Here is a 21,963-nt window from a genome sequence, read left to right as displayed (position 1 = left end):
CGTGGCCGGGGTGGGTGTGAGGGGTGCGGGTGAGGGGGTGGAGGGTCCGGGTATCGCTCCTGTTGTGTGGTGCGGCGGAGGCGGGTGGGTGGGGGCTTCGGGTATCGCTTCGGTCGGGTGTCGGCCTGCGGGCCGTGGGCGGGAGAGGCAGGCCGGGTATCGCTCCCGTGGTGTGGTGCGGCGGAGGCCGGTGGGTGGGGGGTCGGTTAGTGGCGGGGGAGAGGGGGCGGCTTCCCATGCTGCGAGTACGGCGACCGCCCACCAGCCGGCCACCAGCCCTCCCCGGCAGGCTGATGTGACATCAACGTGCACTCAGATGAGCCACGGAGCGCAGTGAGGGGGAACGCCCCGACATGGGAGCGGGGGGCGCCACTTCGCGCACGTTCCGCTCGATGGGGGGCACCCCTGGGGGTGCGGGGGTTCCTCGGAGCGCAGCTTGGCTACCTGGCGCGGCTCTGTCCGGTCTTGGGGGTACCTTCGGGGGGTGAAGGGCTGGGATGCGGGGTGGGTTCGTGCGCGGGTTCGGGGGATGGCCGGCTCCGACCCCGAGCTGACGCGTTTCGGGGCGGGTACGCACCGGTACGTGCTGGCGCCTCCGCTGCCGGAGGCCGAGATCCGGGCCTTCGAGGAGCGTCACGGCATCCGCCTGCCCGCGGACTACCGATCCTTCGTCGCCGAGGTCGGCGACGGCCCTGCCGGGCCCGCCCACGGGCTGATGCCCCTGACCGCCCCCCGTACGGACGTCGACGACGACTGGGCCGTGGACGGCGAGTGGCGCGACGACCGCCGTCCCGGCCGACTCGCCGAACCCTTCCCGCTCGCCGAGCCCCGGCCCGGGGCGATCGGCGCGCCGACCGAGGGCCTGACACCGGGCACGCTCATGCTGGCCGAAGAAGGCTGCGCCATGTTCGTCCGCCTCGTCCTGAACGGCCCCCACGCCGGCCAGATCTGGCACCTCGACCCGGACTGGGGCGGGTTCGTCCCGATGGCCCCCGACTTCCGCACCTGGTACACGGACTGGCTGACGGCCCCGTAGATGAGGATTCCGCGACCCTCCCGGTGAGTACCCGTACTCATCTCCGGGCGCGCCCCGTGGTCCACCGTGGAGATCACCAACGGACCGACCAGAGGAACAACCGATGCCGACTGCCTCCCGCCCCCGCCGACTCCTTGCGCTCGTTTCGGGCAACTGGCTCGCCCGGGGCTATCTGGCGCTGTTCGCCGTCTCCTACGCGGCCATGTTCCTCTTGCCGGACAGCGTCCTCGCCACGGCCCCTCTGCTGCTGACGGCGCCGCTCTCCATCCTGTACGTGTTCCTCCCCCTCGACCTCGGGGGCGGCGAGGTCGCCGGGGTGGCGGCGGTCGCGGCCCTGGCCGTCTGGCTCCCGCTGTGCGCCCTGGCGAACGCGGCCGTGCTCGGCACCATCGGCACGAGAGCCGCGGCCTCCGCCCCGCACCGCCCGCAGAGGCTTCGGGCCCTGCTGGCGCCCGCGGTGGACAACTGGCTCGCGCGGGGATACCTCGCGGTGGTCGCGGTGGCGCTGGGATTCTTCGTGGTCGCCGCGTTCGTGCTGCCGGACCCCGGCCTCGCGGGGATGTGGCCGCTCATGGCCACGGCGCCGTTCGGCCTCCTCGCGGCGGCGGTGTCGGCGCCCTTCGAGTACTCGTCGATCGCCTGGTTGAGCCCGCTGGTCTTCTCCGTCGGGGTGGCACTGTCCGGCCTGGCCAACGCCGTACTGCTCGGCCGCCTCGCACACAAGCTGCAGACGCGAACCCCGCACCCCGCCGCCTGACCCCCCGGCCCGCCCGCCCCCTCCGTGCACGGAACCCCCGTCCACGCCCCCATATCGGGGCACTTCCCCCCAGCTGTGCTCCGCAGCTCATCTGAGTGCACGTTGGCGTCGCATCAGCCGGCCGGGGCGGGCCGACGGCCGGCCGGCGGGCGGTCGCGTGCGCGCGGCACAGGAAGCCGCCCCAATGCCTCCGCCATACGCCCCCGGCCCGGTCCGCAACCCGAGCCCTCATCGAGCGGAACGTGCTCGAAGTGGCGACCCCCGCTCCCGAATCGGGCCATTTCTCCCTCGCTGCGCTCCGTGGCTCATCTGAGTGCAGGTTGGCGTCACGTCAGCCCGCCGGGGGCGGCCGAGGGCTGCCGGCTGGTGGGCGGTCGCCGTACTCGCAGCACGGGAAGCCGCCCCTTCTCCCTCGCCACTAACCAACCCCCCACCCACCGGCCTTCACCGCACCACACCACGGGAGCGATACCCGGCCTGCCTCTCCCACCCCCCTGGCCCGCAGCCCCCTCCCGGCGCACGCCACAAACCAACCCCCCACCCACCCACCGCAGGCCGACACTCCCTCCGGAGCGATACCCGAAGCCCCCACCCACCCGCCTCCGCCGCACCCCACAACAGGAGCGATACCCGGACCCCCCACCCCCTCACCCGCACCCCGCACACCCACCCCGGCCACGCCCCGGGCCCTTCCGGCGGCCCCGCCCCCGGCCGCCCTCCGAGAGTGTTCGGGCGTCTGGAGGTGCCGGGTCAAGGGGGGCCGCAGGCCATCGCGCAGCGACGCCGAAGGCGCCCTTGACGCGGCACCGGAGGACGCCACTCTCGGAAAGAGGGCGGCCGCACCCGCACCCACACACCCGGCCCACCCCAAGGAACCCCACCGCCGAGCCCGCAGCGCCTACCGTCCCTCCCCCTCCAGCCCCTCCGCCAGCACCTCCGCCAGGTGTCGGGGGCTCCGGTCCGTCAGGTGGGTGATCTGGGTGCGGCAGGAGAAGCCGTCGGCCAGGACCTCCGCCCCTGCCCCGGAACGCCGCAGGGCCGGGAGGAGCTGGTCCTCGGCGCAGGCGCGCGAGACCTCCTCGTGGCCCGGCTCGAAGCCGAAGTTGCCCGCCAGGCCGCAGCAGCCGCCCGCCAACTCGCCGACCAGCCCCGCCCGTTCCCTCAGGCGCCGGTCCGGGGTGTCGCCCAGGACGGCGTGCTGGTGGCAGTGGGTCTGGCCCGTGACCTGACGGTCGACACGGGGCGGCGTCCACTCCGGGGCCAAGGTCTCCAGGGCCTCCGCGAAGGTACGGATCCGCGCCGCCAGTCGGGCCGCCCTCGGGTCGTCCGGGAGGAGTTCCGGAAGGTCCGTGCGGAGGGTCGCCGCGCAGGAGGGCTCCAGGACGACCACCGGACGGTCGGCCCCCTCACTCCCGAGCTCACCCCCGCCCTCACCCACCCCGTCCCTCCCCCTCCCCCTCCCCATCCCCCTCCCCATCCCCATCTCCCCCTCCATCACGTCGAGCGTCCGCCGCATCACCCGTCGCGCCGCCCCCAGCCTCCCCGTCGACACGTACGTCAGACCGCAGCACACCCGCCCCTCCGGCAGCGCCACGCCCAGCCCCGCCGCCTCCAGGACCCGTACCGCCGCGCGGCCCACCTGCGGGGCCAGGTGGTCCGTGAAGGTGTCGGGCCACAGGACGAGGGCCGGCGGGCGGGACGAGGCGCGGTCGGCGAACCAGGTGGTGAAGGTGCGGTCCGCGACCTTCGGGAGGGGCCGTTGCGGCGTCACGCCCGCCAGCCCGGCCGCGTACGGGAGCCGGGTCAGGGTGTTCAGGCCGCGCCCGAACAGGTCCAGCCAGCGCGGCAGTCCGCCCATCGTCCAGTGCGCGCGCGGCCTGCGCCACCAGCCGGTCGCCCCCGCGTAGTGGCGGTCCAGGAACTCCGCCTTGTACGCGGCCATGTCGACGCCCACCGGGCAGTCGCTGCGGCAGCCCTTGCAGGACAGGCACAGGTCCAGTGCCTCGCGCACCTCCTGCGAGCGCCAGCCGTCGGTGATGACCTCGCCGAGCGCCATCTCGTGGAGCAGCCGGGCACGCCCCCGCGTCGAGTGCTTCTCCTCGCCCGTCGCACGGAAGGACGGGCACATCACCCCGTCCCCCTGACTCGGCCCGGCGACCCGGCACTTCGCGACGCCGACGCACCGCGCGGCCTCCCTCCCCAGTTCCGCCACGCTCCCCCGCCCCGCCACGCTTCCCAGCCCCGCCGCGCTCCCCGGCCCCGCCTCCGTCTCCGTCCCCGTCCCCGGCCCCCGCCCCGCCACGCTCCCCACCACCGGCAGCCCCTCGAACCGCAGTCCCGAGTCGAGTGGTTCCGGCCGGACCAGCATCCCGGGGTTGAGGCCGCCGTCCGGGTCCCACAGGTCCTTCACCTCGCCGAACAGGGCGACCAGCTCCTCCCCGTACATCCGGGGCAGCAGCTCGGCCCGTGCCTTCCCGTCGCCGTGTTCGCCGGAGAGGGAGCCGCCGTGGGCGACCACGAGACCGGCCGCGGCCTCGGAGAAGCGGCGGAAGTCGCGTACGCCCTTCCCGGTCCACAGGTCGAAGTCGATCCGTACGTGGACGCAGCCGTCGCCGAAGTGCCCGTACGGGACCCCCCGGAGGCCGAAGTCGGCCAGCAGCGCGCGGAAGTCCCGCAGATACGCGCCCAGCCGGGCCGGCGGCACCGCGCAGTCCTCCCAGCCGGGCCAGGCGTCCCCGCCGCCCGGCATCCGGGTGGCCGTCCCGGCCGCGTCCTCCCGGATCCGCCACAGCGCCCGCTGCCCGGCCGGGTCCCGTACGACCGCCGCGTCGAGGGCGTCCGCGGCCCGGACCAGGTCCTCCGCCGCACCGGCCCCGTCCACCTCGCAGAACAGCCAGGCCCCGCCCCTCGGCAGTCCCGGCGCCGCCCCGACGAGGTCGGCGGCCATGCCCTCCACCGTCAGCGGCCGATACACCAGCAGTCCGGCCGCCGCGTCCGCCGCCGCCGTCTCGTCCGGGTATCCGAGGACGACGAGGACCGGCTCGGTGGGCAGCGGGACGAGGCGGACGGTCGCCTCCGTGACCACCCCGAGCGTCCCCTCGCTCCCGACGAAGGAGCGGACGACGTCCACGCCCCGCTCGGGGAGCAGCGCGTCCAGCGCGTAGCCGGAGATCCGGCGGGGCAGGCCGGCCGGGTAGCCGGTGCGCAGCAGGGCCCGCCGCCGGGCCACGAGGTCGAGGAGGCCGGGGGGCGCGCCCTGGCCCTCCTTCCCCAGCGTCAACCGTTCACCCCGGTACGTCACCACTTCGAGGGAGCGCACGTTGTCGGCGGTCGTGCCCCACGCGACGGAGTGCGCCCCGCAGGCGTTGTTGCCGATCATGCCGCCGAGGGTGCAGCGGCTGTGGGTGGACGGGTCGGGGCCGAAGGTGAGGCCGTACGGGCGGACGGCCTCCCGCAGCCGGCCGAGGACGAGTCCGGGGCGGACGACGGCGGTGCGGGTCCCGGGGTCGACGGAGACGATCCCGTCGAGGTGGCGTGTGAGGTCGAGCACGACGCCGGTGCCGGTGGCCTGGCCTCCGATGGAGGTGCCGGCGCCGCGCGGGACGACGGGGACGCCGTGGCTGCGGCACACCTCCAGGGCGGCGGCGACGTCGTCGGCGTCGCGCGGTGCGACCGTACCGGCGGGCACGCGGCGGTAGTTGGAGGCGTCCATGGTGGTGAGCGCCCGTGCGGTGGGGGTGAAGTCGACGTCCCCGGCGAGCGCGGACCTGAGGTCGGCGGCCAGTCCTGCGTGTGTGCCCTCGTGTGTTCCCACGAGGCAAGGATGTCTCGTCCTTCGTCTCATCCGGCGGACATCGGGCGCTCGCGGGCTTGCCGACCCGATACTCTCCGGCTCGTGGCCGATATCCAGATTCCCGCTGACATCAAGCCCGCAGACGGCCGTTTCGGCGCGGGCCCCTCCAAGGTGCGGACGGAGGCGCTGGACGCCCTGGCCGCCACCGGCACCTCTCTCCTGGGCACCTCCCACCGCCAGGCTCCGGTCAAGAACCTGGTCGGCGAGGTCCGTACCGGCGTCTCCGAACTCTTCTCGCTGCCCGAGGGCTACGAGGTGGTCCTGGGCAACGGCGGCTCGACCGCCTTCTGGGACGTCGCGACCCACGGTCTGATCGAGAACAAGTCGCAGCACCTCACCTTCGGCGAGTTCTCCTCGAAGTTCGCGAAGGCCGCGAAGCTGGCCCCGTGGCTGGCCGAGCCGACCGTGATCTCCTCCGACCCGGGCACGCACCCGGAGCCGGTGGCCGAGGCGGGCGTCGACGTCTACGCCTACACCCACAACGAGACCTCGACCGGTGTCGCGGCCCCGCTGAAGCGGGTCGCGGGCGCGGACGAGGGTGCGCTGGTCCTCGTGGACGCGACCTCGGGCGCGGGCGGTCTGCCCGTGGACATCACCGAGACGGACGTCTACTACTTCGCCCCGCAGAAGTCCTTCGCCGCCGAGGGCGGCCTGTGGCTGGCGGTGTTCTCGCCGGCCGCGCTGGAGCGGGCGCAGCGGATCCACGCGTCGGGCCGGCACATCCCGGAGTTCTTCTCGCTGCCGACGGCGATCGACAACTCGCTGAAGAACCAGACGTACAACACCCCGGCGCTGTCGACGCTCTTCCTGCTGAACGAGCAGCTGAAGTGGATCAACGGCCAGGGTGGTCTGGACTGGGCGGTGTCCCGTACGAAGGAGTCCTCGGACGCCCTGTACACGTGGGCCGAGGAGTCGAAGTACGCGACGCCGTTCGTCACCGACGCGGCGAAGCGCTCGCAGGTCATCGGCACGATCGACTTCGCGGACGAGATCGACGCGGCGGCGGTCGCGAAGGTGCTGCGCGCCAACGGGATCGTGGACACGGAGCCGTACCGGAAGCTGGGCCGCAACCAGCTGCGGATCGCGATGTTCCCGGCGGTCGACCCGGCGGACGTGCGGGCGCTGACGGCCTGCATCGACTACGTGATCGAGAAGCTGTAGCACTTCCCCACCGTACGAGGGGCCCGGTGTCGGACAGGATCGACGCCGGGCCCTTCGGCGTGCCGGTTCAGCCCGCCTGTGCCTTCACGTGGTCGATGACGGCGGTGAACTCCTCCGTCGGGGAGAACTCGACGATGTCGACGTCCTCCAGCGCCTCGGGTGCGTGGCCGGGGCCCCAGTAGTACGCCTGCCCGGCCTCGTAGGTCTCGTCGCCGTCGGCGGTCCGCATCCTGAGGCGGCCCTTGAGCAGGTATCCCCAGTGCGGGCAGGGGCACAGGTCGCCTTCCAGGCCCTTGAGGGCGGGGGCCATGTCGGTGCCCTTGGGGAGGTGGAGGAAGGCGACGGTCATGCCGCCTCCGGCCTCCCTCATCCGGAAGTCCAGGCCATCGCCCTCCATGGCGACCGGGGTGCCCTCACGCGTGAATGCCGTCATGACGCCTCACCTCTTCGGTCTCCTTCCAGTCTCCCCCCGGGGCGGCCCGGGGTCGACGCGGGACCGGGGTTTCAGTCGCGGCGGAGGAGCCGTTTCACGCCGAGGACGAGGACGGTGGCGCCGGCGAGGACGAGGAAGCCCTTGGTGGCGCTGCCCTGGGAGTCGGTGGCGGCGGGCCCGGGCCCCGTGGTCGCACCGGGGGCGGGGGTCCCCTGCCCCGGGTCCGTGTCCGGGTCCGCCGTCGGGGGCGCGTCCGGGCGGTCGACGCGGACGACGCGGCTCTGGGCGCCCTCGGAGCCGAACAGCATGCCCGTGCCGTCGGGGGTGTACGTGACCGATTCGGCCTGGCCCTGGAAGGGGGCGCCGGGGGAGGTGCCGTCGCCGTCGATGCGGCCGTCCTTCCAGGTGTACTCGCGGGCGCTGAAGTAGCCGCGCAGGAGCAGGCGTTCGCCGTCGGGCGAGAAGGCGCCGTCGGTGACCCAGGGGACCTCGCCGATGCGGCGGAAGGTGTTGGTGCCGGAGGTGGAGAGGCGCTCGGGGCCCGCGTACAGGCCGCCGCCGTCCTCGTTCTTGCTGGCGATGTAGACGCGGCCGGTCCTCGGGTGGACCATCAGCGCCTCGGCGTTGCGGGGGCCGTCGGCGTACTTCACGACGTACTGCTGTGCCTGGACGGTCTGGTCCTTCAGGGTCTTCGGCTCGGGGAAGCGGTAGATCCAGACGTGGTCCCAGGAGCCGTCGAGGTTGTCGCCGATGTCGCCGACGTAGACGGCGCCGTCCGGGCCGACGGAGACGGCCTCCATGTCGCGGGGGGTGCCGACGCCGGCCAGGGTGACGGTCGCGACCGTCCTGCCGGTGCGGGAGTCGACGGCGAAGATCCGGGGCTCGTCCTGGTCGTTGTGCGTCCAGTAGACGCCGGGGTGGGCGCGGCTGGCGGCGAGGCCGCTGGACTCGGTGATGCGGGAGTCCTCGATCGTGAAGTCCCGGTCGGGTTCCTGCCCTTCGGCGTGGGCAGGGCCGGCCGGGAGCAGCGCCAGGGCGGCGGCCGCGCCGAGGGCGCGCAGAGCAGATCGCATGGGATCAAGCGTGCCATGGCCGGGTGGGAACGGGCTTGACCTGCTCGGAGGCCGCTGTCATGGTCGCGATCATGCCTACCTTCACCGCGCCGGACGGCACGGAACTCGCCTTTCACGTGTCCGGTTCCGGCGCCCCGCTGCTCTGTCTGCCCGGCGGCCCGATGCAGGACTCCGCCTATCTGGGCGGTCTGGGCGGGCTGGACGCCCACCGGACGCTGGTCCGGCTGGACCTGCGGGGCACGGGCGGGTCGGCGGTGCCGGAGGACCCGGCGTCGTACCGCTGCGACCGGCTGGTGGAGGACGTGGAGGCGCTGCGGGTCCGGCTCGGGCTGGACGCGGTCGACGTCCTGGGGCACTCGGCGGGCGCGAACCTGGCGGCGCTGTACACGGCCCGGTACCCGGAGCGGGTGGCCCGGCTCGTGCTGGTGGCCCCGGGGACGGCGGCGGTGGGGCTCGACCCGACCGGGGAGGAGCGGCTGGCGGCGGCGCGGCAGGAGTGGCGCGCGGGCGAGCCGTGGTTCGCGGAGGCGTACGCGGCGCTGGAGGAGCTGGCGGCGGGGCGGGGTTCGGCGGAGACGTTCGGGAAGGTCGCCCCCTTCTTCCACGGCACCTGGGACGAGGCGGCGCGGGAGCGGCACGCGGCCTCGCACCGGGAGCGGAACGGGGAGGCGGCCGGGGTGTACGGGAGCGAGGGGGCGTACGAGCCGGCCGTGACGCGGGCGGCGTTGAGGGGATTCGGGCGTCCGGTGCTCGCCGTCGCCGGTGAGGGGGACGTGAACTCGCCCGTGGAGACGGTGGCCGCGTACGCGGATCTGTTCCCGGAGTCGCGGCTGTGGGTCCTGGCGGGCGGCGGGCACTTCCCGTGGCACGACGACGCGGAGTGGTTCAGGGAGAAGGTCGCCGCGTTCCTGGGCTGAGGGGCGGGCGGCCCGTGTCCCGGATCACGTATCAGCGCGACGCGGCGGTCCGGGATGATGTGACCATGCGTTTTCTGTTCGTCGGCGACAGCATGACCATCGGACGCGCCGGCGACTGGACCTGGCGCTACCGCATGTGGCGGCACCTGGAGGCCACCGTGCCGGGCTCGTACGAGATCGTCGGGCCCCGCACCGGTGTGTACGACCCGGGTGCCGACGCGCCGTCCTCGGACGTCTACGCCGATCCGGGCTTCCCCGGCCCGGCCCGCCGGCACCTGGCCGGGTGGGGCGAGGGGTGGCTGCACATGGCTCCGGTGATCGGGGAGACCGTGGCCGCCACCGGGGCCGATGTGCTGCTGGTCTCGCTGGGCCTGATCGACCTGGGCTTCTACACGAACAGCGACCAGACCGAGGAGAACGTGCGGGCCTTCCTGGCCGCCGCGCGGGCCGCGAATCCGCGGGTCCGGGCGGTGCTGCTGCCCGTGATCCCCAACGTCCGCGCCACCTACGACGCCCCCTTCGCCGCCGAGTGCGCCCGCTTCAACGAGCTGCTCGCGAAGGCGGTCGCGGACCTCGACTCGGCGGCCTCGCCGCTGCTGCTGGCGACGGTCCCGGAGTCGTACGACCTCCAGGAGGACACGTACGACGGGACGCACCCGGGTCCGAGCGGCGAGCACAAGCTGGCCGCCGCCTTCGCCGGGGCGATGCACCAGGCGTGGGGGCTGGGCGGGCCGTACGTCACGCCGCGCGGGTGAGGCGGTTCGCGAAGGTGGAGAGGGTGTACGCGCCGATCCCGAGGACGACCTCCAGGGCGTTCCGCCGGGTGTAGCCGGCGGCCTCGAAGGCGTTCAGTTCGGCGTCCGACACCGCACCCGAGGAGGCGAGCACCTGGAGGGTGAACGTCCGGACGGCGTCGAGGCGTTCGGGGGCGGGGGCGGGGCCGAGGGCGGCGAGCTTCGCCTCGTGCATGTCGATGCAGAGGTGGCACTGGCTGCGGCGGGCGACGGTGAGGATGACGGTCTCGCGGGAGTGCGGGTCGAGGCTGGTGGCCTCGAACGCGGCGGAGAGCGCGAGGAAGGCGTCGAGGACGTGCGGGGCCTGGGCCTTGAGGAGCGCGACGGCGTCGGCGGTGCGGGCGGGGAGGGTGGCGGGTGCGGTGTGCGGCAAGGTGGTCCCCCTTCTAGAATGGACAACATGGTTGACCATGTCGCGAGGGAAAACGTAAACCAGGTTGTCGATTCGGGCAAGGGGATTCCCCCGGACCCCGGCCTCCCGGACTCCCCCGACTCCCCCGGCGCGCCCGGCCTCCCCGGCGCCCCCGACTCCCCCGGCTTCCTGCTGCCCCTGCTGCTCTTCGGCGGCTTCCGCACCCTCATCGACCGGCTGCACGCCCGGCTCGCCGACGAGGGCCACCCCGACATGCGGCCCGCCCACGGCTTCGCCATGCAGGCCATCGGCGGCCGGGGCGCCACCGCCAGCGAGATCGGCCGCCGGCTCGGCGTCTCCAAGCAGGCGGCCGGCAAGACCGTCGACCGGCTCCTCGCCCTCGGATACGCGGAACGCGCCGACGATCCCGCCGACGCGCGCCGCAAACTCGTCCACCTCACCCCGCGAGGCCTCGACGCCCTGGCCCGCTCCGCCGCCGTCTTCGACGAGCTGCGGGCCGAGTGGAGCGCCGTCCTCGGCGCGGACCGGGTCCACGCCCTGGAGGCGGACCTGCGGAACGTCGTCCCCGCGGAGACCACGTTCCGCCTCGACGCCACCAGCTGGCTCGGCGGCGTCTGAGCCCCGCCCGGGGCACCGGACCTACCAGGCGAACGCCTCCGGAGAGGGGCCCGGACCCGGGAAGATCGCGTCCAGCTCCGCCAGCAGCTCGTCCGACAGCTCCAGCTCGAGGGCGCGCAGGGCGCCCGCCAGCTGCTCCGGGGTGCGCGGGCCGACGATCGGGCCGGTCACGCCGGGACGGGTGAGCAGCCAGGCCAGGCCGACCTCGCCGGGGGCCAGACCGTGCTTGTCGAGCAGGTCCTCGTACGCCTGGAACTGCGCCCGCTTCGCCGGGTCCGCGAGCGTCTCCGCCGCGCGGCCCTCGGTGCGCCGCTTGCCCTCGGTCTCCTTCTTCAGGACGCCGCCGAGCAGACCGCCGTGCAGCGGCGACCAGGGGATGACCCCGAGGCCGTACTCCTGCGCGGCCGGGATGACCTCCATCTCGGCACGGCGCTCGTAGAGGTTGTAGAGGCACTGCTCGCTGACCAGGCCGACCATGCCCCGGCGGGCGGCGGCCTCGTTCGCCTGGGCGATCTTGTAGCCGGGGAAGTTGGACGAGCCGGCGTAGAGGATCTTGCCCTGCGTGATCAGGACGTCGATCGCCTGCCAGACCTCGTCGAAGGGGGTGGCGCGGTCGACGTGGTGGAACTGGTAGACGTCGATGTAGTCGGTGCCGAGCCGCTTGAGGCTGGCGTCCACCGCGCGACGGATGTTGAGGGCGGAGATCTTGTCGTGGTTCGGCCACGCCTCGCCGTCGGGGCCCATGTTCCCGTACACCTTGGTGGCGAGGACGGTACGGTCGCGGCGGCCGTCGCCCTGGGCGAACCAGGAGCCGATGATCTCCTCGGTGCGGCCCTTCTCCACGCCCCAGCCGTAGACGTTGGCCGTGTCGAAGAAGTTCAGGCCGGCGTCGAGCGCCGCGTCCATGATCGCGTGACTGGTGGCCTCGTCGGTCTGCGGGCCGAAGTTCATCGTGCCGAGGACGAGGCGGCTGACCTTGAGTCCGGTGCGTCCGAGCTGCGTGTACTCCATGAGCCACCAGCCAACTGCTTCGAGCGCGCTCGAAGCAAGGGATTACCGCCGTTACTGACCGACCACGGAGGTCAGCGCGATCACCGCGAACATCAGTACGAGCACACCGGCCATGATCCGGTTACGAGTCTTCGGGTCCACCCCACGAGGTTAACCCGAGCCCTCCCCCGCCCCGGCCCCGCCCTCCGCCGCCCCCGCCCCGCCCTCCAGCGGCCAGGCGGCCACCGTCTCGTACCGGGGCTGCTCCCCCGGCACCCCGCTCACCGGCAGGTTCGAGCGGACCAGGGCCAGCTCGCCGACCTCCCAGCGGGTGCCCTCGAAGTCGTGGAGGGCTTCGAGGAAGGGGGTCAGCGGGACGCCCTCGCCGCGGGCGCGGGCGAGGGTCAGATGGGCCTGGTAGCGGCGGTGCTCCTCCATCGGGATCCCGGCCCTGCGGGCGGCCGCGTCGGCGCGCTCGGCGAGCAGCCGCATCCCGTCCAGGTCCCCGGCGGCGCCGGTCCACAGGGCGCGCCGCCCGAAGTGGCCGCCGCCGTGCAGCCGGAGTCCGAACGGCGGGGTGCGGTGGGCGGCCCGGGCCAGCCGGGCGTGCAGCTCCGGCAGCAGGGCGTCGTCGACCTCGCCCATGAAGGCGAGGGTGAAGTGCCAGCCCGGGCGGGAGGTCCAGCGCAGGGCGTCCGCCCCGGGCAGGGTGTGGAGCCCGTCGGCGACGGCGCCCAGTTCGGCGAGCTGGGCGGCGGGCGGCAGGACGGCGGCGAAGAGCCTCATGGGCGCCAGTCTGGCAGCTCCGGGGCTCGGCTAGCCTCGCCGGATGGAGACCCACGCGATCAGGATCAGGCGCGGAGGCCCGGCGGACCTGCCGGCCGTCCTCGCGATACTCGACAGCGCCGTCGTCTGGCTCAACTCCAGGGGGATCACCGCCCAGTGGGGCACCGAGCCCTTCACCTCCCGCCCGAAGACGGTGGAGCACGTCGGGCGGGTGATGGGCGAGGGCGAGCCGTGGATCGCGGAGGTGGACGGCGTCCCGGCCGGGACGCTGACGCTGACCCCGCACCCCGGGGCGTACGTGCCGCCGGCCGGCGAGCCGGAGCGGTACGTGCGCTACCTCGCCACCGACGGGCGGTTCCACGGCCTCGGGGTGGGCGCGGCGCTGCTCGCCCACGCGGCGGAGGAGACCCGCCGCGCGGGCGTCCCGCTGCTCCGCGTGGACTGCTTCGCGGGCAGCGGGGGGCGGCTCGTGGCGTACTACGAGCGGCAGGGCTTCACCCGCACCGATCCGTTCACGGTCGACGCGTGGCCGGGACAGGTCCTGGAGATGCGGGTGTGAGCACGGCCGGTCCGACGGCTCAGCTGTGGAAGGTGATGTAGCCGTTGCCGTCGCGGTCGTTCACGCTCTTGGTGTAGGAGTGCGTGTCGGCGTACGCGCCGCCCGGCTTGATCAGCTTGATCGTGTCCCGGTCGTTGTTCCAGATGAAGTTGCAGTTCTGGCGGTAGGCGACGTTGCCGGAGTCGGACTCGGTGCCCTTGCCGCCGCGCAGCTTCACGTAGTCGCCGGGTTCCAGGTAGTGGTCGATGCGGAAGGTGTAGCTGTTGCCGACCGCGTCCTTGACGACGTACCCCTTGAGGTTGACCCGCGTCGTCCGGGAGAAGTTCTTGATCGTCACGTACTCGGCCTTGGTGTTGCCGGTCGTGCAGCTGTTGTTGTCGCTGCCCGGGGCGTCGTACTGGACGCCGGCGATCTTCAGGGCCGAGGAGTACTCGGTGGCGTGGGCCGGGGTGGCGACGAGGGCGCCGGTCACCGCGCCGGCGGCGAGGGCCGCGGCTATGACGGGGCGGATGGAGCGGATGCGCAAGGGAACCCCCCTTGTGGTGCCTGTGATTGACGGCTCAACATACACAGGATCTCCACATGCGGGTGGCGGACCGTTCATATCGAGACGGAACGCGCCGGAGGGGCGGGCGGGAGCCGACCGGCTCCTGCCCGCCCCTCCGGCGGACACGCTGGTGGACGGTGCCGGTCAGGCCGCCGCGGCCAGCCGCTCCGGCGCGACGCGCGGGACGAAGCGGAGGCTCGGGTGGCCGTGCCGCCAGCCCATCGCGACCCTCAGGTTGCCGATCCGGGCCAGGACCAGGCCGATGACGGCCGCCGCGGCGAGCGAGACCAGGCCGCCCGTCGCGAAGCCGACGCGGGCGCCGTACGTGTCGGTGACCCAGCCGAGCAGCGGCGCGCCGATCGGCGTGCCGCCCGCGAAGACCATCATGTAGAGGCTCATCACCCGGCCGCGCATGACCGGGTCGGTCGCCATCTGGACGGCCGAGTTGGCGGTGATGTTCACGGTGAGGCCGATCATGCCGATGGGCACGAGCAGCAGCGCGAAGAGCCAGAACGACGGCGAGAACGCCGCCGCGATCTCCAGGGCGCCGAAGACGCCCGCGGCGATCACCAGCATCCGCAGCCGGGTCGAGCCGCGGCGGGCCGCGAGCAGGGCGCCCGCGAGGGAGCCGGCCGCCATCAGCGTGTTGAGCAGGCCGTAGCTGCCGGCGCCGACGTGGAAGACCTCCCCGGAGAAGGCGGTCAGCCAGATCGGGAAGTTGAACCCGAAGGTGCCGACGAAGCCGACGAGCACGATCGGCCAGATCAGGTCGGGGCGCCCGGCGACGTACCGCAGCCCCTCCCGGAGCTGGCCCTTGCCGCGCGGGGCGCGCTCCACCTTGTGGAGCTCGCTCGGGCGCATCAGCCAGAGGGCGGTCAGCGGCGCGAGGAAGGAGAGGCCGTTGATGAGGAAGGCCCAGCCGCTGCCGACCCCGGCGATCAGGACGCCGGCGACGGCGGGACCGACGAGCCGGGCGGACTGGAAGTTGGCCGAATTCAGCGAGACGGCGTTGCGGAGCCGGTCGGGGCCGACCATCTCGGAGACGAAGGACTGCCGGGCCGGGTTGTCGACGACCGTCACCATGCCGAGGAGGAAGGCGATCAGGTAGACGTGCCAGACCTGCACCTGTCCGGAGAGGGTGAGCGCGGCGAGCACGAGACCGCACAGGCCGAGGGCGGCCTGGCTGATCAGCAGCAGGCGCCGCTTCGGGTAGCGGTCGGCGACGACTCCGCCGTAGAGGCCGAAGAGAAGCATCGGCAGGAACTGCAGGGCCGTGGTGATGCCGACGGCGGCGGCCGAGCCGGTGAGGCTCAGGACCAGCCAGTCCTGGGTGATCCGGGCCATCCACGTACCGGTGTTGGAGACGATCGCTCCGGTGAAGAACAGCCGGTAGTTCCGGATCGAGAGCGAGGAGAAGGTTCCCCGGGGGGACCTCTCGCGCCCGCGGGTGTCGAGGGTGGGTTGATGGACGGGTGCGGAGTCTGCTCCGGGTCCCGTGCTCAAAGTGCGTCGCCTCCTTGGCGCTCGGTTCAGAGATGGGCGAGCTTCTCCAGGACGGGAGCGGCCGCGCGCAGTACGGCCCACTCGTCCTCGTCCAGACCCTCGGCGAGGGAGGCCAGCCAGGCGTTCCGCTTGCGGCGGGCGTCCTCGAGCATGGCTTCGGCCATCTCGGTCTGGCTGACCACCTTCTGCCGGCGGTCGTCGGGATGCGGCTCCAGCCGGACCAGTCCCTTGGCTTCGAGCAGGGCGACGATGCGGGTCATCGACGGCGGCTGGACGTGCTCCTTGCGGGCCAGCTCACCGGGGGTGGCGGAGCCGCAGAGGGCCAGGGTGCCGAGCACCGACATCTCGGTGGGGCTCAGCGACTCGTCGACGCGCTGGCGCTTGAGGCGCCGGCTCAGCCGCATCACGGACGAGCGGAGCGCGTTCACGGCCGCGGCGTCGTCGGCGGTGCCGTGGGACAGGTCAGGCATGTAGTTAGGCTAACTCATTACTCTGCCTAAGTACCACTTGAATGAGCTCATGTCGCACGGATCACGTCGGTCCAGGTCACGGGTCGATATCCATGCATCACCCAAATGAGTGAGCCGGATCCGGAAAGTGACGCAAAGGGGCCCCGGCAGCCCCGACCCTGAACGACATGGGATCGACAGTGCTCAGCCTGCGCATCGACAGTGAGCTGCTCGACCGGCTCAAGGGTCACGCCGCCAGAAGAGGAATGAGCGTCCAGGACTATGTCGTCCGGACGCTCATTCGGGAGGACTTCGACGAGCGGTTCAAGACCGCCGTCGAGGAGACGGAGAAGTTCTACGGGGCGGAGCCGGAGCCTCCCGGCGCCGGCGCCGCCCCGCGCGATCAGGTCAGGCCCAGCGCCGGCATCGCGTAGTAGAAGACGAAGATCGCCGACACGACGTACATCGCCACCGGGACCTCGCGGCCCCGGCCGGCCGCGAGGCGCAGCACGCTGAAGCTGATGAAGCCGATGCCGATGCCGTTCGTGATCGAGTACGTGAACGGCATCATCACCATGGCCAGGAACGCCGGCACCGCGATGGTGTAGTCGCTCCAGTCGATGTCCTTGATCGACCCGGCCAGGATCAGGAAGCCCACCGCGAGCAGCGCGGGGGTCGCCGCCTGCGACGGCACCATGGTCGCGAGCGGCGTGAGGAACAGCGCCACCGAGAACAGACCGCCCGTGACGACCGAGGCGAGACCCGTGCGGGCGCCCTCGCCGACGCCCGCCGTGGACTCCACGAAGCAGGTGGTGGCCGAGGAGGAGGTCGCGCCGCCGGAGGCGACCGCGAGGCCGTCGACGAGCAGGACCTTGTTGATGCCCGGGAAGTTGCCGTCCTTGTCGATCAGCTTGGCCTCGTCGCCGACGCCGAGGATCGTGCCCATGGCGTCGAAGAAGCAGGACAGCAGGACGGTGAAGACGAAGAGGACGCCGGTCAGCAGGCCGACCTTGTCGAAGCCGCCGAACAGGCTGACCTCGCCGACCAGGCCGAAGTCCGGGGTGGCGACCGGGTTGCCGGGCCACTCCGGGGTGGTCAGGCCCCAGGACGGGACGGTCGCGACCGCGTTGATCACCATCGCGACGATCGTCATGACGACGATCGAGATGAGGATCGCGCCCGGCACCTTGCGGATGATCAGGGCGAGGGTGAGCAGGGTGCCCAGGATGAAGACGAGGACCGGCCAGCCGTTGAGGTGCCCGTCGGAGCCGAGCTGGAGCGGGACGGTGGTGTGCGCGGCGTCGGGGATGCGGGAGACGAAGCCCGAGTCGACGAGGCCGATCAGCATGATGAAGAGGCCGATGCCGATCGCGATGCCCTTGCGCAGGCCGACCGGGACGGCGTTCATGACGCGCTCGCGCAGACCGGTCGCGACGAGCAGCATCACGACGATGCCGGCGAGGACGACCATGCCCATGGCGTCCGGCCAGGACATCCGGGGCGCGAGCTGGAGGGCGACGACCGTGTTCACGCCGAGGCCGGCGGCGAGCGCGATCGGCACGTTGCCGATGACGCCCATGAGGAGCGTCGAGAAGGCCGCCGTCAGGACGGTGGCGGTGACGAGCTGGCCGCCGTCGAGCTGGTGCCCGTACATGTCCTTGGCGCTGCCGAGGATGATCGGGTTCAGCACGATGATGTAGGCCATCGCGAAGAAGGTGGCGAAACCGCCGCGGACCTCGCGGGCGACCGTGGAGCCGCGCTCGGAGATCCGGAAGAAGCGGTCGACGGCCGAGACGGGTTCCTGCGGGGTCTGCGGCTCGGGGGCGGTGGCCTTGGCGGCGGCCGTGGTGCTCATGGGGTGGGGTTCCTCTTCGGGAAGGAGTCCAGAAGTCCTTTTTTGGCGGTTCATACGAGGGAAACCCGCCATAGGCAAACCGTTTCAGTATGAACACATGAACGAGCGGGAGTCCATCTCCGCGCGTAGACCCGGAAACGGCCCGCCTAGACTGAGCCACATGACTGGTCTTCCATCGGGATCACCGAAGCACGAGGCACCCGAGCCCCTGGAGGGGCCGGTCGTCGGAACGATCACCGGCGGCACGATCCTCTGGTTCGTCCTCTTCCTGGTCCAGGTCCCCTTCTACGGCTGGTTCGCCGACCGAGACCTCACCTGGTGGGTGTGGACCTGCCTCGCCGGCGGCGGCCTCGGCCTGATCGGCATCTGGTACGTGCGCAAGCGCGACGCGGCGATCAAGCGGCACCGGGCGGCGCAGGCGACCGACGCGTAGCACCAGGGGACGATTCCGCTCCTCCCACGGTCGGATCCTGCCACTTCCCAGCAGGTGAACGGTCGATTCCGGTCGTACCGTCGAAACCATGACTCAGCGGGCGAAGATCGACACGGGCGGCGGCGGAACCCGGGACACCCCGGGCACCCTGGCGGAGTCCGAACCGCCCGTCGTCCACCGCCCCGCCGGACTCACCGCCGCCGAGGTCGCCGAACGGGTCGCCCGCGGCGAGGTCAACGACGTCCCCGTCCGCAGCTCCCGCTCCACCACCGACATCGTCCGGGCCAACGTCTTCACCCGCTTCAACGCGATCATCGGCGTCCTCTGGGTGATCATGCTGATCGTCGCCCCGATCCAGGACAGCCTCTTCGGCTTCGTGATCGTCGCCAACACCGGCATCGGCATCATCCAGGAACTCCGCGCCAAGAAGACCCTCGACGGACTCGCCGTCATCGGCGAGGCCAAACCCACCGTCCGCCGCGACGGCCGCGCCGCCGGGATCTCCACCTCCGAGATCGTCCTCGGCGACCTCATCGAACTCGGCCCCGGCGACAAGGTCGTCGTCGACGGCGTCGTCGCCGAGGCCGACAGCATGGAGATCGACGAGTCCCTCCTCACCGGCGAGGCCGACCCCGTCGTCAAACGCCCCGGCGACCCCGTCATGTCCGGCTCCTTCGTCGTCGCCGGCGGCGGCGCCTTCACCGCCACCAAGGTCGGCCGCGAGGCGTACGCGGCACAGCTCGCCGAGGAGGCCTCCCGCTTCACCCTCGTCCACTCCGAGCTGCGCTCCGGCATCTCCACGATCCTCAAGTACGTGACGTGGATGATGGTCCCGACCGCGATCGGCCTGATCATCAGCCAGCTCGTCGTCAAGGGCGACGACCTCAAGAACTCCATCGCCCGGACCGTCGGCGGCATCGTCCCGATGATCCCCGAGGGGCTCGTCCTGCTCACCTCGGTCGCCTTCGCGATCGGGGTGATCCGGCTCGGCCGGAAGCAGTGCCTGGTGCAGGAGCTGCCGGCCATCGAGGGCCTCGCCCGGGTCGACGTCGTCTGCCTCGACAAGACCGGCACCCTCACCGAGGGCGGCATGGACGTCACCGAGGTCCGGCTCCTGAACGGCTCCGACGAGGGGTACGTACGCAAGGTGCTCGGCGCCCTCGGCGAGTCCGACCCGCGCCCCAACGCCTCCCTCCAGGCCATCATCGACGCCTACCCGGAGACCGAGGAGTGGCGCTGCACCGAGTCGCTGCCCTTCTCCTCCGCCCGCAAGTACAGCGGCGCCGCCTTCAGCGAAGGCGACGGCGAGGAGTCCACCTGGCTGCTCGGCGCCCCCGACGTCCTCCTCCCGGCCGGCGACCCGGCCCTCGCGGACATCGACCGGCTGAACGAGCAGGGCCTGCGGGTCCTGCTGCTCGCCCGAGCCGTCCACGAGCTCGACTCCCCCGACGTCGCGAAGGACGCCCGGGCCACCGCCCTCGTCGTCCTCGAACAGCGGCTGCGGCCCGACGCCGGCGACACCCTCGCCTACTTCGCCGACCAGAACGTGGCCGCCAAGGTCATCTCCGGCGACAACGCGGTCTCCGTCGGCGCCGTCGCCGGCAAGCTCGGCCTGCCCGGCGCCGACCACACCGTCGACGCCCGCACCCTGCCCGCCGACCGGGAGGAGATGGCGAAGGTCCTCGACGAGAACGCGGTCTTCGGCCGGGTCACCCCGCAGCAGAAGCGGGACATGGTCGCCGCGCTCCAGTCCCACGGGCACACGGTCGCCATGACCGGCGACGGCGTCAACGACGTCCTCGCGCTCAAGGACGCCGACATCGGCGTCTCCATGGGCTCCGGCTCCGAGGCGACCCGGGCCGTCGCCCAGATCGTCCTCCTGAACAACTCCTTCGCCACCCTCCCGTCGGTGGTCGCCGAGGGCCGCCGGGTCATCGGCAACATCACCCGGGTCGCGACCCTCTTCCTCACCAAGACGGTCTACTCGGTCCTCCTCGCCATCCTCGTCGTCGTCAGCCAGATCGAGTACCCCTTCCTGCCGAGGCACCTCACCCTGCTCTCCACCCTGACGATCGGCGTCCCCGCCTTCTTCCTCGCCCTCGCGCCCAACAAGGAACGGGCCAAGCCGCACTTCGTCCGGCGGGTCATGCGGTACGCGATCCCCGGCGGCGTCGTCGCGGCGGCCGCCACCTTCACCACGTACCTCCTCGCCCGCCACCACTACACGGGCGCGGACGCGCTCGGCGCCGAGACCAGCGCCGCGACCCTCACCCTCTTCCTGGTCTCCATGTGGGTCCTCGCGATCATCGCCCGCCCCTACACCCTGTGGCGCCTCGCCCTCGTCGCCGCGATGGGCGGCGCCTTCCTGCTGGTCCTCGTCGTCCCCTGGCTCCAGGACTTCTTCGCCCTCAAGCTCGTCGGCACGACCATGCCGTGGGCGGCCGTCGCCGTCGCCGCCGCCGGCGCGGCGGTCCTGGAGGTCGCCTGGCGGTGGGTGGACCGCCGGTTCCCCGCCTGACGGGCCCGGCGGCGCGGGAAGCGGGAGGATGGAGGGACAGGGACTCGCCAAGGGGGCGTCATGTCTCGAATCGAAGAATCCATCGACATAGCCCGCCCGCCCGAGGACGTCTTCCGCTACCTCATGGATCCCGGGCACATGCCCGAGTGGCAGGAGAGCGCCGTGGCCGCCCGGCGGCTCGACGAGGGGGCCCTGCGGGTCGGGTCGCGGTTCCGGGTCCGGCGCCGGTTCGGACGGCGCGAGATGCCGATGACCATGGAGGTCACGGAGCTCACACCGCCGCGCAGCTGGCACTTCCACGGCGTCGACGGGCCCGTGCGCGGCGACGTCCAGGGCACCCTCGAACCGCTCGGCGACGGCAGCCGGTCCCGTCTGACGCTGTCGCTCGACTTCGAGGGCCACGGGGTCGGCAAGGCCCTCGTGCCGCTCGTCGTGCGCCCGCGCGTCCGCAAGGAGATGCCGCGGAACGAGGCGCACCTGAAGGAACTGATGGAGTCCGGGTCCGCCCGCTGACAGGCGGACCCGGGGGGGGTCAGTCGAACCAGCGGTCGCGGGCCAGCTCCGCCGTGCGGGTCGGGTCCTCCAGAAGGGCGGCCACCTCGAAACGGCGGGGCCACTGGCGGGTGGCCCAGGCCAGGGCGGCGGCCACGCCCTCCAGGGTCGCGGCGTGCAGCGTGCCGTCCGGAGTGCGGCGCCAGTCGAGCTCGACGCCGCCCGCGCGCAGCTCCTCGTGTTCGAGGTAGGTGGCGGGGGTGGCCGGGCCCAGGAGGGCGTGCACCGAGGCCGGCACCTCGTGCTCCTCGCCCTCCGTCGTCACCTCCGCCTCGATCGCCTCGCTGAGGCGGCGGACCTGGAAGAGCTCCGCCAGGTCGGCCGCCCGGGACGGGGAGACCGGCAGGAGGGGGAGGCCCGCGGTGAGCGGCAGGAGGTCGGGGGCGTCCGCGACCAGCGCGTCCGCCGCGTCGACCACCACCAGCTCGCCGTCGACCACCGCGCGCAGCTCGTCCGGGAGGGTGACCTGGTCGGGTTCGAGGTCGGCCAGCGCCGTGTACAGGGCGTGCAGCTGGGGTCCGGTGACCTCCCGGTCCGGGTCGGCCAGCCGGGTCAGCAGCTCCGCCGCGCCGCCGGGCTCGTCGAGGAGGGCCGCCACCGAGGTGCGGACGCCGAGGGCGCGCAGGACCTGCTCGTCCTCGAAGCCGGTCGCGTCGGCGGGGTCGTACAGGCCGACGAGGAGCGGGTCGCGGGGGGCGGCGGGCGGCCCGCCCCCGGACCAGCCCACCCCGCCCCCCCCACACCCCCACACCCCCC

General features: G+C 72.7%; 21 protein-coding genes and 1 pseudogene. 11 read left to right on the top strand and 11 right to left on the bottom strand.

The features are described 5' to 3' along the window. The first annotated feature begins 529 nt into the window (after window positions 1-529). A complete protein-coding gene (locus tag ACFW1I_RS01760) occupies window positions 530-1,036 on the top strand; it encodes an SMI1/KNR4 family protein (RefSeq protein WP_384665100.1) in 507 nt (168 codons plus the stop codon). 103 nt (window positions 1,037-1,139) lie between these two features. Continuing rightward, window positions 1,140-1,793, top strand: coding sequence for an SCO4225 family membrane protein (locus ACFW1I_RS01755; RefSeq protein WP_384665098.1), 654 nt, complete (start codon window positions 1,140-1,142; stop codon window positions 1,791-1,793). Between the two features lie 898 nt (window positions 1,794-2,691). Here ACFW1I_RS01755 and ACFW1I_RS01750 read toward each other — a convergent pair. Next, on the bottom strand, window positions 2,692-5,637 hold the full coding sequence (locus ACFW1I_RS01750) for an FAD-binding and (Fe-S)-binding domain-containing protein (RefSeq protein WP_384665096.1): 2,946 nt from the start codon (window positions 5,635-5,637) through the stop codon (window positions 2,692-2,694). Between the two features lie 51 nt (window positions 5,638-5,688). Here ACFW1I_RS01750 and serC point away from each other — a divergent pair, with 51 nt between their 5' ends. Beyond that, window positions 5,689-6,807 carry a phosphoserine transaminase gene (gene serC, locus ACFW1I_RS01745; protein ID WP_384665094.1) on the top strand — a complete coding sequence of 373 codons (1,119 nt, stop codon included), beginning with the start codon at window positions 5,689-5,691 and terminating at the stop codon, window positions 6,805-6,807. Window positions 6,808-6,874: 67 nt separating this feature from the next. Here the strand turns inward: serC and ACFW1I_RS01740 are convergent, their stop codons facing one another. Then, window positions 6,875-7,240 carry a hypothetical protein gene (locus ACFW1I_RS01740; protein WP_384665092.1) on the bottom strand — a complete coding sequence of 122 codons (366 nt, stop codon included), beginning with the start codon at window positions 7,238-7,240 and terminating at the stop codon, window positions 6,875-6,877. Between the two features lie 71 nt (window positions 7,241-7,311). Further along, complete coding sequence (locus tag ACFW1I_RS01735; protein WP_384665090.1) at window positions 7,312-8,313, bottom strand: WD40 repeat domain-containing protein; 1,002 nt, start codon at window positions 8,311-8,313, stop codon at window positions 7,312-7,314. Between the two features lie 71 nt (window positions 8,314-8,384). On the opposite strand from ACFW1I_RS01735, the gene ACFW1I_RS01730 reads away from it, so the two are divergent. After that, window positions 8,385-9,230, top strand: a complete 846-nt coding sequence (locus ACFW1I_RS01730; protein WP_384665088.1) for an alpha/beta fold hydrolase — start codon at window positions 8,385-8,387, stop codon at window positions 9,228-9,230. Between the two features lie 65 nt (window positions 9,231-9,295). Beyond that, window positions 9,296-9,985, top strand: a complete 690-nt coding sequence (locus ACFW1I_RS01725; protein WP_384665087.1) for a GDSL-type esterase/lipase family protein — start codon at window positions 9,296-9,298, stop codon at window positions 9,983-9,985. Here ACFW1I_RS01725 and ACFW1I_RS01720 read toward each other — a convergent pair. Further along, entirely contained in the window at window positions 9,969-10,397 is a 429-nt protein-coding gene (locus ACFW1I_RS01720) for a carboxymuconolactone decarboxylase family protein (RefSeq protein ID WP_384665085.1), read from the bottom strand. The two genes, ACFW1I_RS01725 and ACFW1I_RS01720, sit on opposite strands and share 17 nt — an antisense overlap. A gap of 18 nt (window positions 10,398-10,415) precedes the next feature. On the opposite strand from ACFW1I_RS01720, the gene ACFW1I_RS01715 reads away from it, so the two are divergent. Then, the gene (locus ACFW1I_RS01715) at window positions 10,416-11,015 is read left to right on the top strand and encodes a MarR family winged helix-turn-helix transcriptional regulator (RefSeq protein WP_384665083.1); all 600 of its coding nucleotides are present in this window, start codon (window positions 10,416-10,418) and stop codon (window positions 11,013-11,015) included. A gap of 21 nt (window positions 11,016-11,036) precedes the next feature. Here the strand turns inward: ACFW1I_RS01715 and ACFW1I_RS01710 are convergent, their stop codons facing one another. Further along, complete coding sequence (locus ACFW1I_RS01710; protein ID WP_384665081.1) at window positions 11,037-12,026, bottom strand: aldo/keto reductase; 990 nt, start codon at window positions 12,024-12,026, stop codon at window positions 11,037-11,039. A 150-nt stretch (window positions 12,027-12,176) separates the two neighbouring features. Then, window positions 12,177-12,791, bottom strand: a complete 615-nt coding sequence (thpR, locus tag ACFW1I_RS01705) for an RNA 2',3'-cyclic phosphodiesterase (RefSeq protein WP_384665079.1) — start codon at window positions 12,789-12,791, stop codon at window positions 12,177-12,179. A gap of 43 nt (window positions 12,792-12,834) precedes the next feature. Here thpR and ACFW1I_RS01700 point away from each other — a divergent pair, with 43 nt between their 5' ends. Next, the gene (locus ACFW1I_RS01700; protein WP_384665077.1) at window positions 12,835-13,350 is read left to right on the top strand and encodes a GNAT family N-acetyltransferase; all 516 of its coding nucleotides are present in this window, start codon (window positions 12,835-12,837) and stop codon (window positions 13,348-13,350) included. Window positions 13,351-13,369: 19 nt separating this feature from the next. Here ACFW1I_RS01700 and ACFW1I_RS01695 read toward each other — a convergent pair whose 3' ends face one another. The 3 genes from ACFW1I_RS01695 to ACFW1I_RS01685 form a co-directional block, all read right to left on the bottom strand. Further along, the gene (locus ACFW1I_RS01695) at window positions 13,370-13,876 is read right to left on the bottom strand and encodes a lamin tail domain-containing protein (protein ID WP_384665074.1); all 507 of its coding nucleotides are present in this window, start codon (window positions 13,874-13,876) and stop codon (window positions 13,370-13,372) included. 165 nt (window positions 13,877-14,041) lie between these two features. Continuing rightward, window positions 14,042-15,400 (bottom strand): MFS transporter, encoded by a 1,359-nt coding sequence (locus ACFW1I_RS01690; protein ID WP_384665072.1) that lies wholly within the window; start codon window positions 15,398-15,400, stop codon window positions 14,042-14,044. Between the two features lie 26 nt (window positions 15,401-15,426). Then, window positions 15,427-15,870 carry a MarR family winged helix-turn-helix transcriptional regulator gene (locus ACFW1I_RS01685; protein ID WP_384665070.1) on the bottom strand — a complete coding sequence of 148 codons (444 nt, stop codon included), beginning with the start codon at window positions 15,868-15,870 and terminating at the stop codon, window positions 15,427-15,429. Between the two features lie 167 nt (window positions 15,871-16,037). Between ACFW1I_RS01685 and ACFW1I_RS01680 the strand changes: the two genes are divergently transcribed. Beyond that, on the top strand, window positions 16,038-16,283 hold the full coding sequence (locus ACFW1I_RS01680) for a hypothetical protein (protein ID WP_384665068.1): 246 nt from the start codon (window positions 16,038-16,040) through the stop codon (window positions 16,281-16,283). On the opposite strand, the gene ACFW1I_RS01675 is transcribed toward ACFW1I_RS01680, so the two are convergent. Next, window positions 16,253-17,704 (bottom strand): NCS2 family permease, encoded by a 1,452-nt coding sequence (locus ACFW1I_RS01675; protein ID WP_384665066.1) that lies wholly within the window; start codon window positions 17,702-17,704, stop codon window positions 16,253-16,255. The two genes, ACFW1I_RS01680 and ACFW1I_RS01675, sit on opposite strands and share 31 nt — an antisense overlap. Window positions 17,705-17,864: 160 nt before the next feature. Between ACFW1I_RS01675 and ACFW1I_RS01670 the strand changes: the two genes are divergently transcribed. The 3 genes from ACFW1I_RS01670 (at window position 17,865) to ACFW1I_RS01660 (ending at window position 21,168) form a co-directional block, all read left to right on the top strand. Then, a complete protein-coding gene (locus ACFW1I_RS01670; RefSeq protein WP_384665064.1) occupies window positions 17,865-18,137 on the top strand; it encodes a DUF2530 domain-containing protein in 273 nt (90 codons plus the stop codon). Window positions 18,138-18,225: 88 nt separating this feature from the next. After that, the gene (locus tag ACFW1I_RS01665) at window positions 18,226-20,655 is read left to right on the top strand and encodes an HAD-IC family P-type ATPase (RefSeq protein ID WP_384665062.1); all 2,430 of its coding nucleotides are present in this window, start codon (window positions 18,226-18,228) and stop codon (window positions 20,653-20,655) included. 60 nt (window positions 20,656-20,715) lie between these two features. Continuing rightward, window positions 20,716-21,168, top strand: coding sequence for an SRPBCC family protein (locus tag ACFW1I_RS01660; RefSeq protein WP_384665060.1), 453 nt, complete (start codon window positions 20,716-20,718; stop codon window positions 21,166-21,168). A gap of 19 nt (window positions 21,169-21,187) precedes the next feature. On the opposite strand, the pseudogene ACFW1I_RS01655 reads toward ACFW1I_RS01660, so the two are convergent. Next, window positions 21,188-21,963: pseudogene (locus ACFW1I_RS01655) on the bottom strand (molecular chaperone Hsp90); the annotation flags it as partial.

The organism is Streptomyces sp. NPDC058955 (genome assembly GCF_042741435.1).
Lineage (GTDB): Bacteria > Actinomycetota > Actinomycetes > Streptomycetales > Streptomycetaceae > Streptomyces.
This window is presented reverse-complemented; position numbering and strand designations above follow the sequence as displayed.

Bases quoted from the DNA above. Each gene is read 5' to 3' on its own strand.
- ACFW1I_RS01760 (WP_384665100.1), top strand. From the start codon at position 530: ATGGCCGGCTCCGACCCCGAGCTGACGCGTTTCGGGGCGGGTACGCAC.
- ACFW1I_RS01755 (WP_384665098.1), top strand. From the start codon at position 1,140: ATGCCGACTGCCTCCCGCCCCCGCCGACTCCTTGCGCTCGTTTCGGGC.
- ACFW1I_RS01750 (WP_384665096.1), bottom strand. From the start codon at position 5,637: ATGAGACGAAGGACGAGACATCCTTGCCTCGTGGGAACACACGAGGGC.
- ACFW1I_RS01740 (WP_384665092.1), bottom strand. From the start codon at position 7,240: ATGACGGCATTCACGCGTGAGGGCACCCCGGTCGCCATGGAGGGCGAT.
- ACFW1I_RS01735 (WP_384665090.1), bottom strand. From the start codon at position 8,313: ATGCGATCTGCTCTGCGCGCCCTCGGCGCGGCCGCCGCCCTGGCGCTG.
- ACFW1I_RS01730 (WP_384665088.1), top strand. From the start codon at position 8,385: ATGCCTACCTTCACCGCGCCGGACGGCACGGAACTCGCCTTTCACGTG.
- ACFW1I_RS01725 (WP_384665087.1), top strand. From the start codon at position 9,296: ATGCGTTTTCTGTTCGTCGGCGACAGCATGACCATCGGACGCGCCGGC.
- ACFW1I_RS01715 (WP_384665083.1), top strand. From the start codon at position 10,416: ATGGACAACATGGTTGACCATGTCGCGAGGGAAAACGTAAACCAGGTT.
- ACFW1I_RS01710 (WP_384665081.1), bottom strand. From the start codon at position 12,026: ATGGAGTACACGCAGCTCGGACGCACCGGACTCAAGGTCAGCCGCCTC.
- thpR (WP_384665079.1), bottom strand. From the start codon at position 12,791: ATGAGGCTCTTCGCCGCCGTCCTGCCGCCCGCCGCCCAGCTCGCCGAA.
- ACFW1I_RS01700 (WP_384665077.1), top strand. From the start codon at position 12,835: ATGGAGACCCACGCGATCAGGATCAGGCGCGGAGGCCCGGCGGACCTG.
- ACFW1I_RS01685 (WP_384665070.1), bottom strand. From the start codon at position 15,870: ATGCCTGACCTGTCCCACGGCACCGCCGACGACGCCGCGGCCGTGAAC.
- ACFW1I_RS01680 (WP_384665068.1), top strand. From the start codon at position 16,038: ATGGGATCGACAGTGCTCAGCCTGCGCATCGACAGTGAGCTGCTCGAC.
- ACFW1I_RS01675 (WP_384665066.1), bottom strand. From the start codon at position 17,704: ATGAGCACCACGGCCGCCGCCAAGGCCACCGCCCCCGAGCCGCAGACC.
- ACFW1I_RS01670 (WP_384665064.1), top strand. From the start codon at position 17,865: ATGACTGGTCTTCCATCGGGATCACCGAAGCACGAGGCACCCGAGCCC.
- ACFW1I_RS01665 (WP_384665062.1), top strand. From the start codon at position 18,226: ATGACTCAGCGGGCGAAGATCGACACGGGCGGCGGCGGAACCCGGGAC.
- ACFW1I_RS01660 (WP_384665060.1), top strand. From the start codon at position 20,716: ATGTCTCGAATCGAAGAATCCATCGACATAGCCCGCCCGCCCGAGGAC.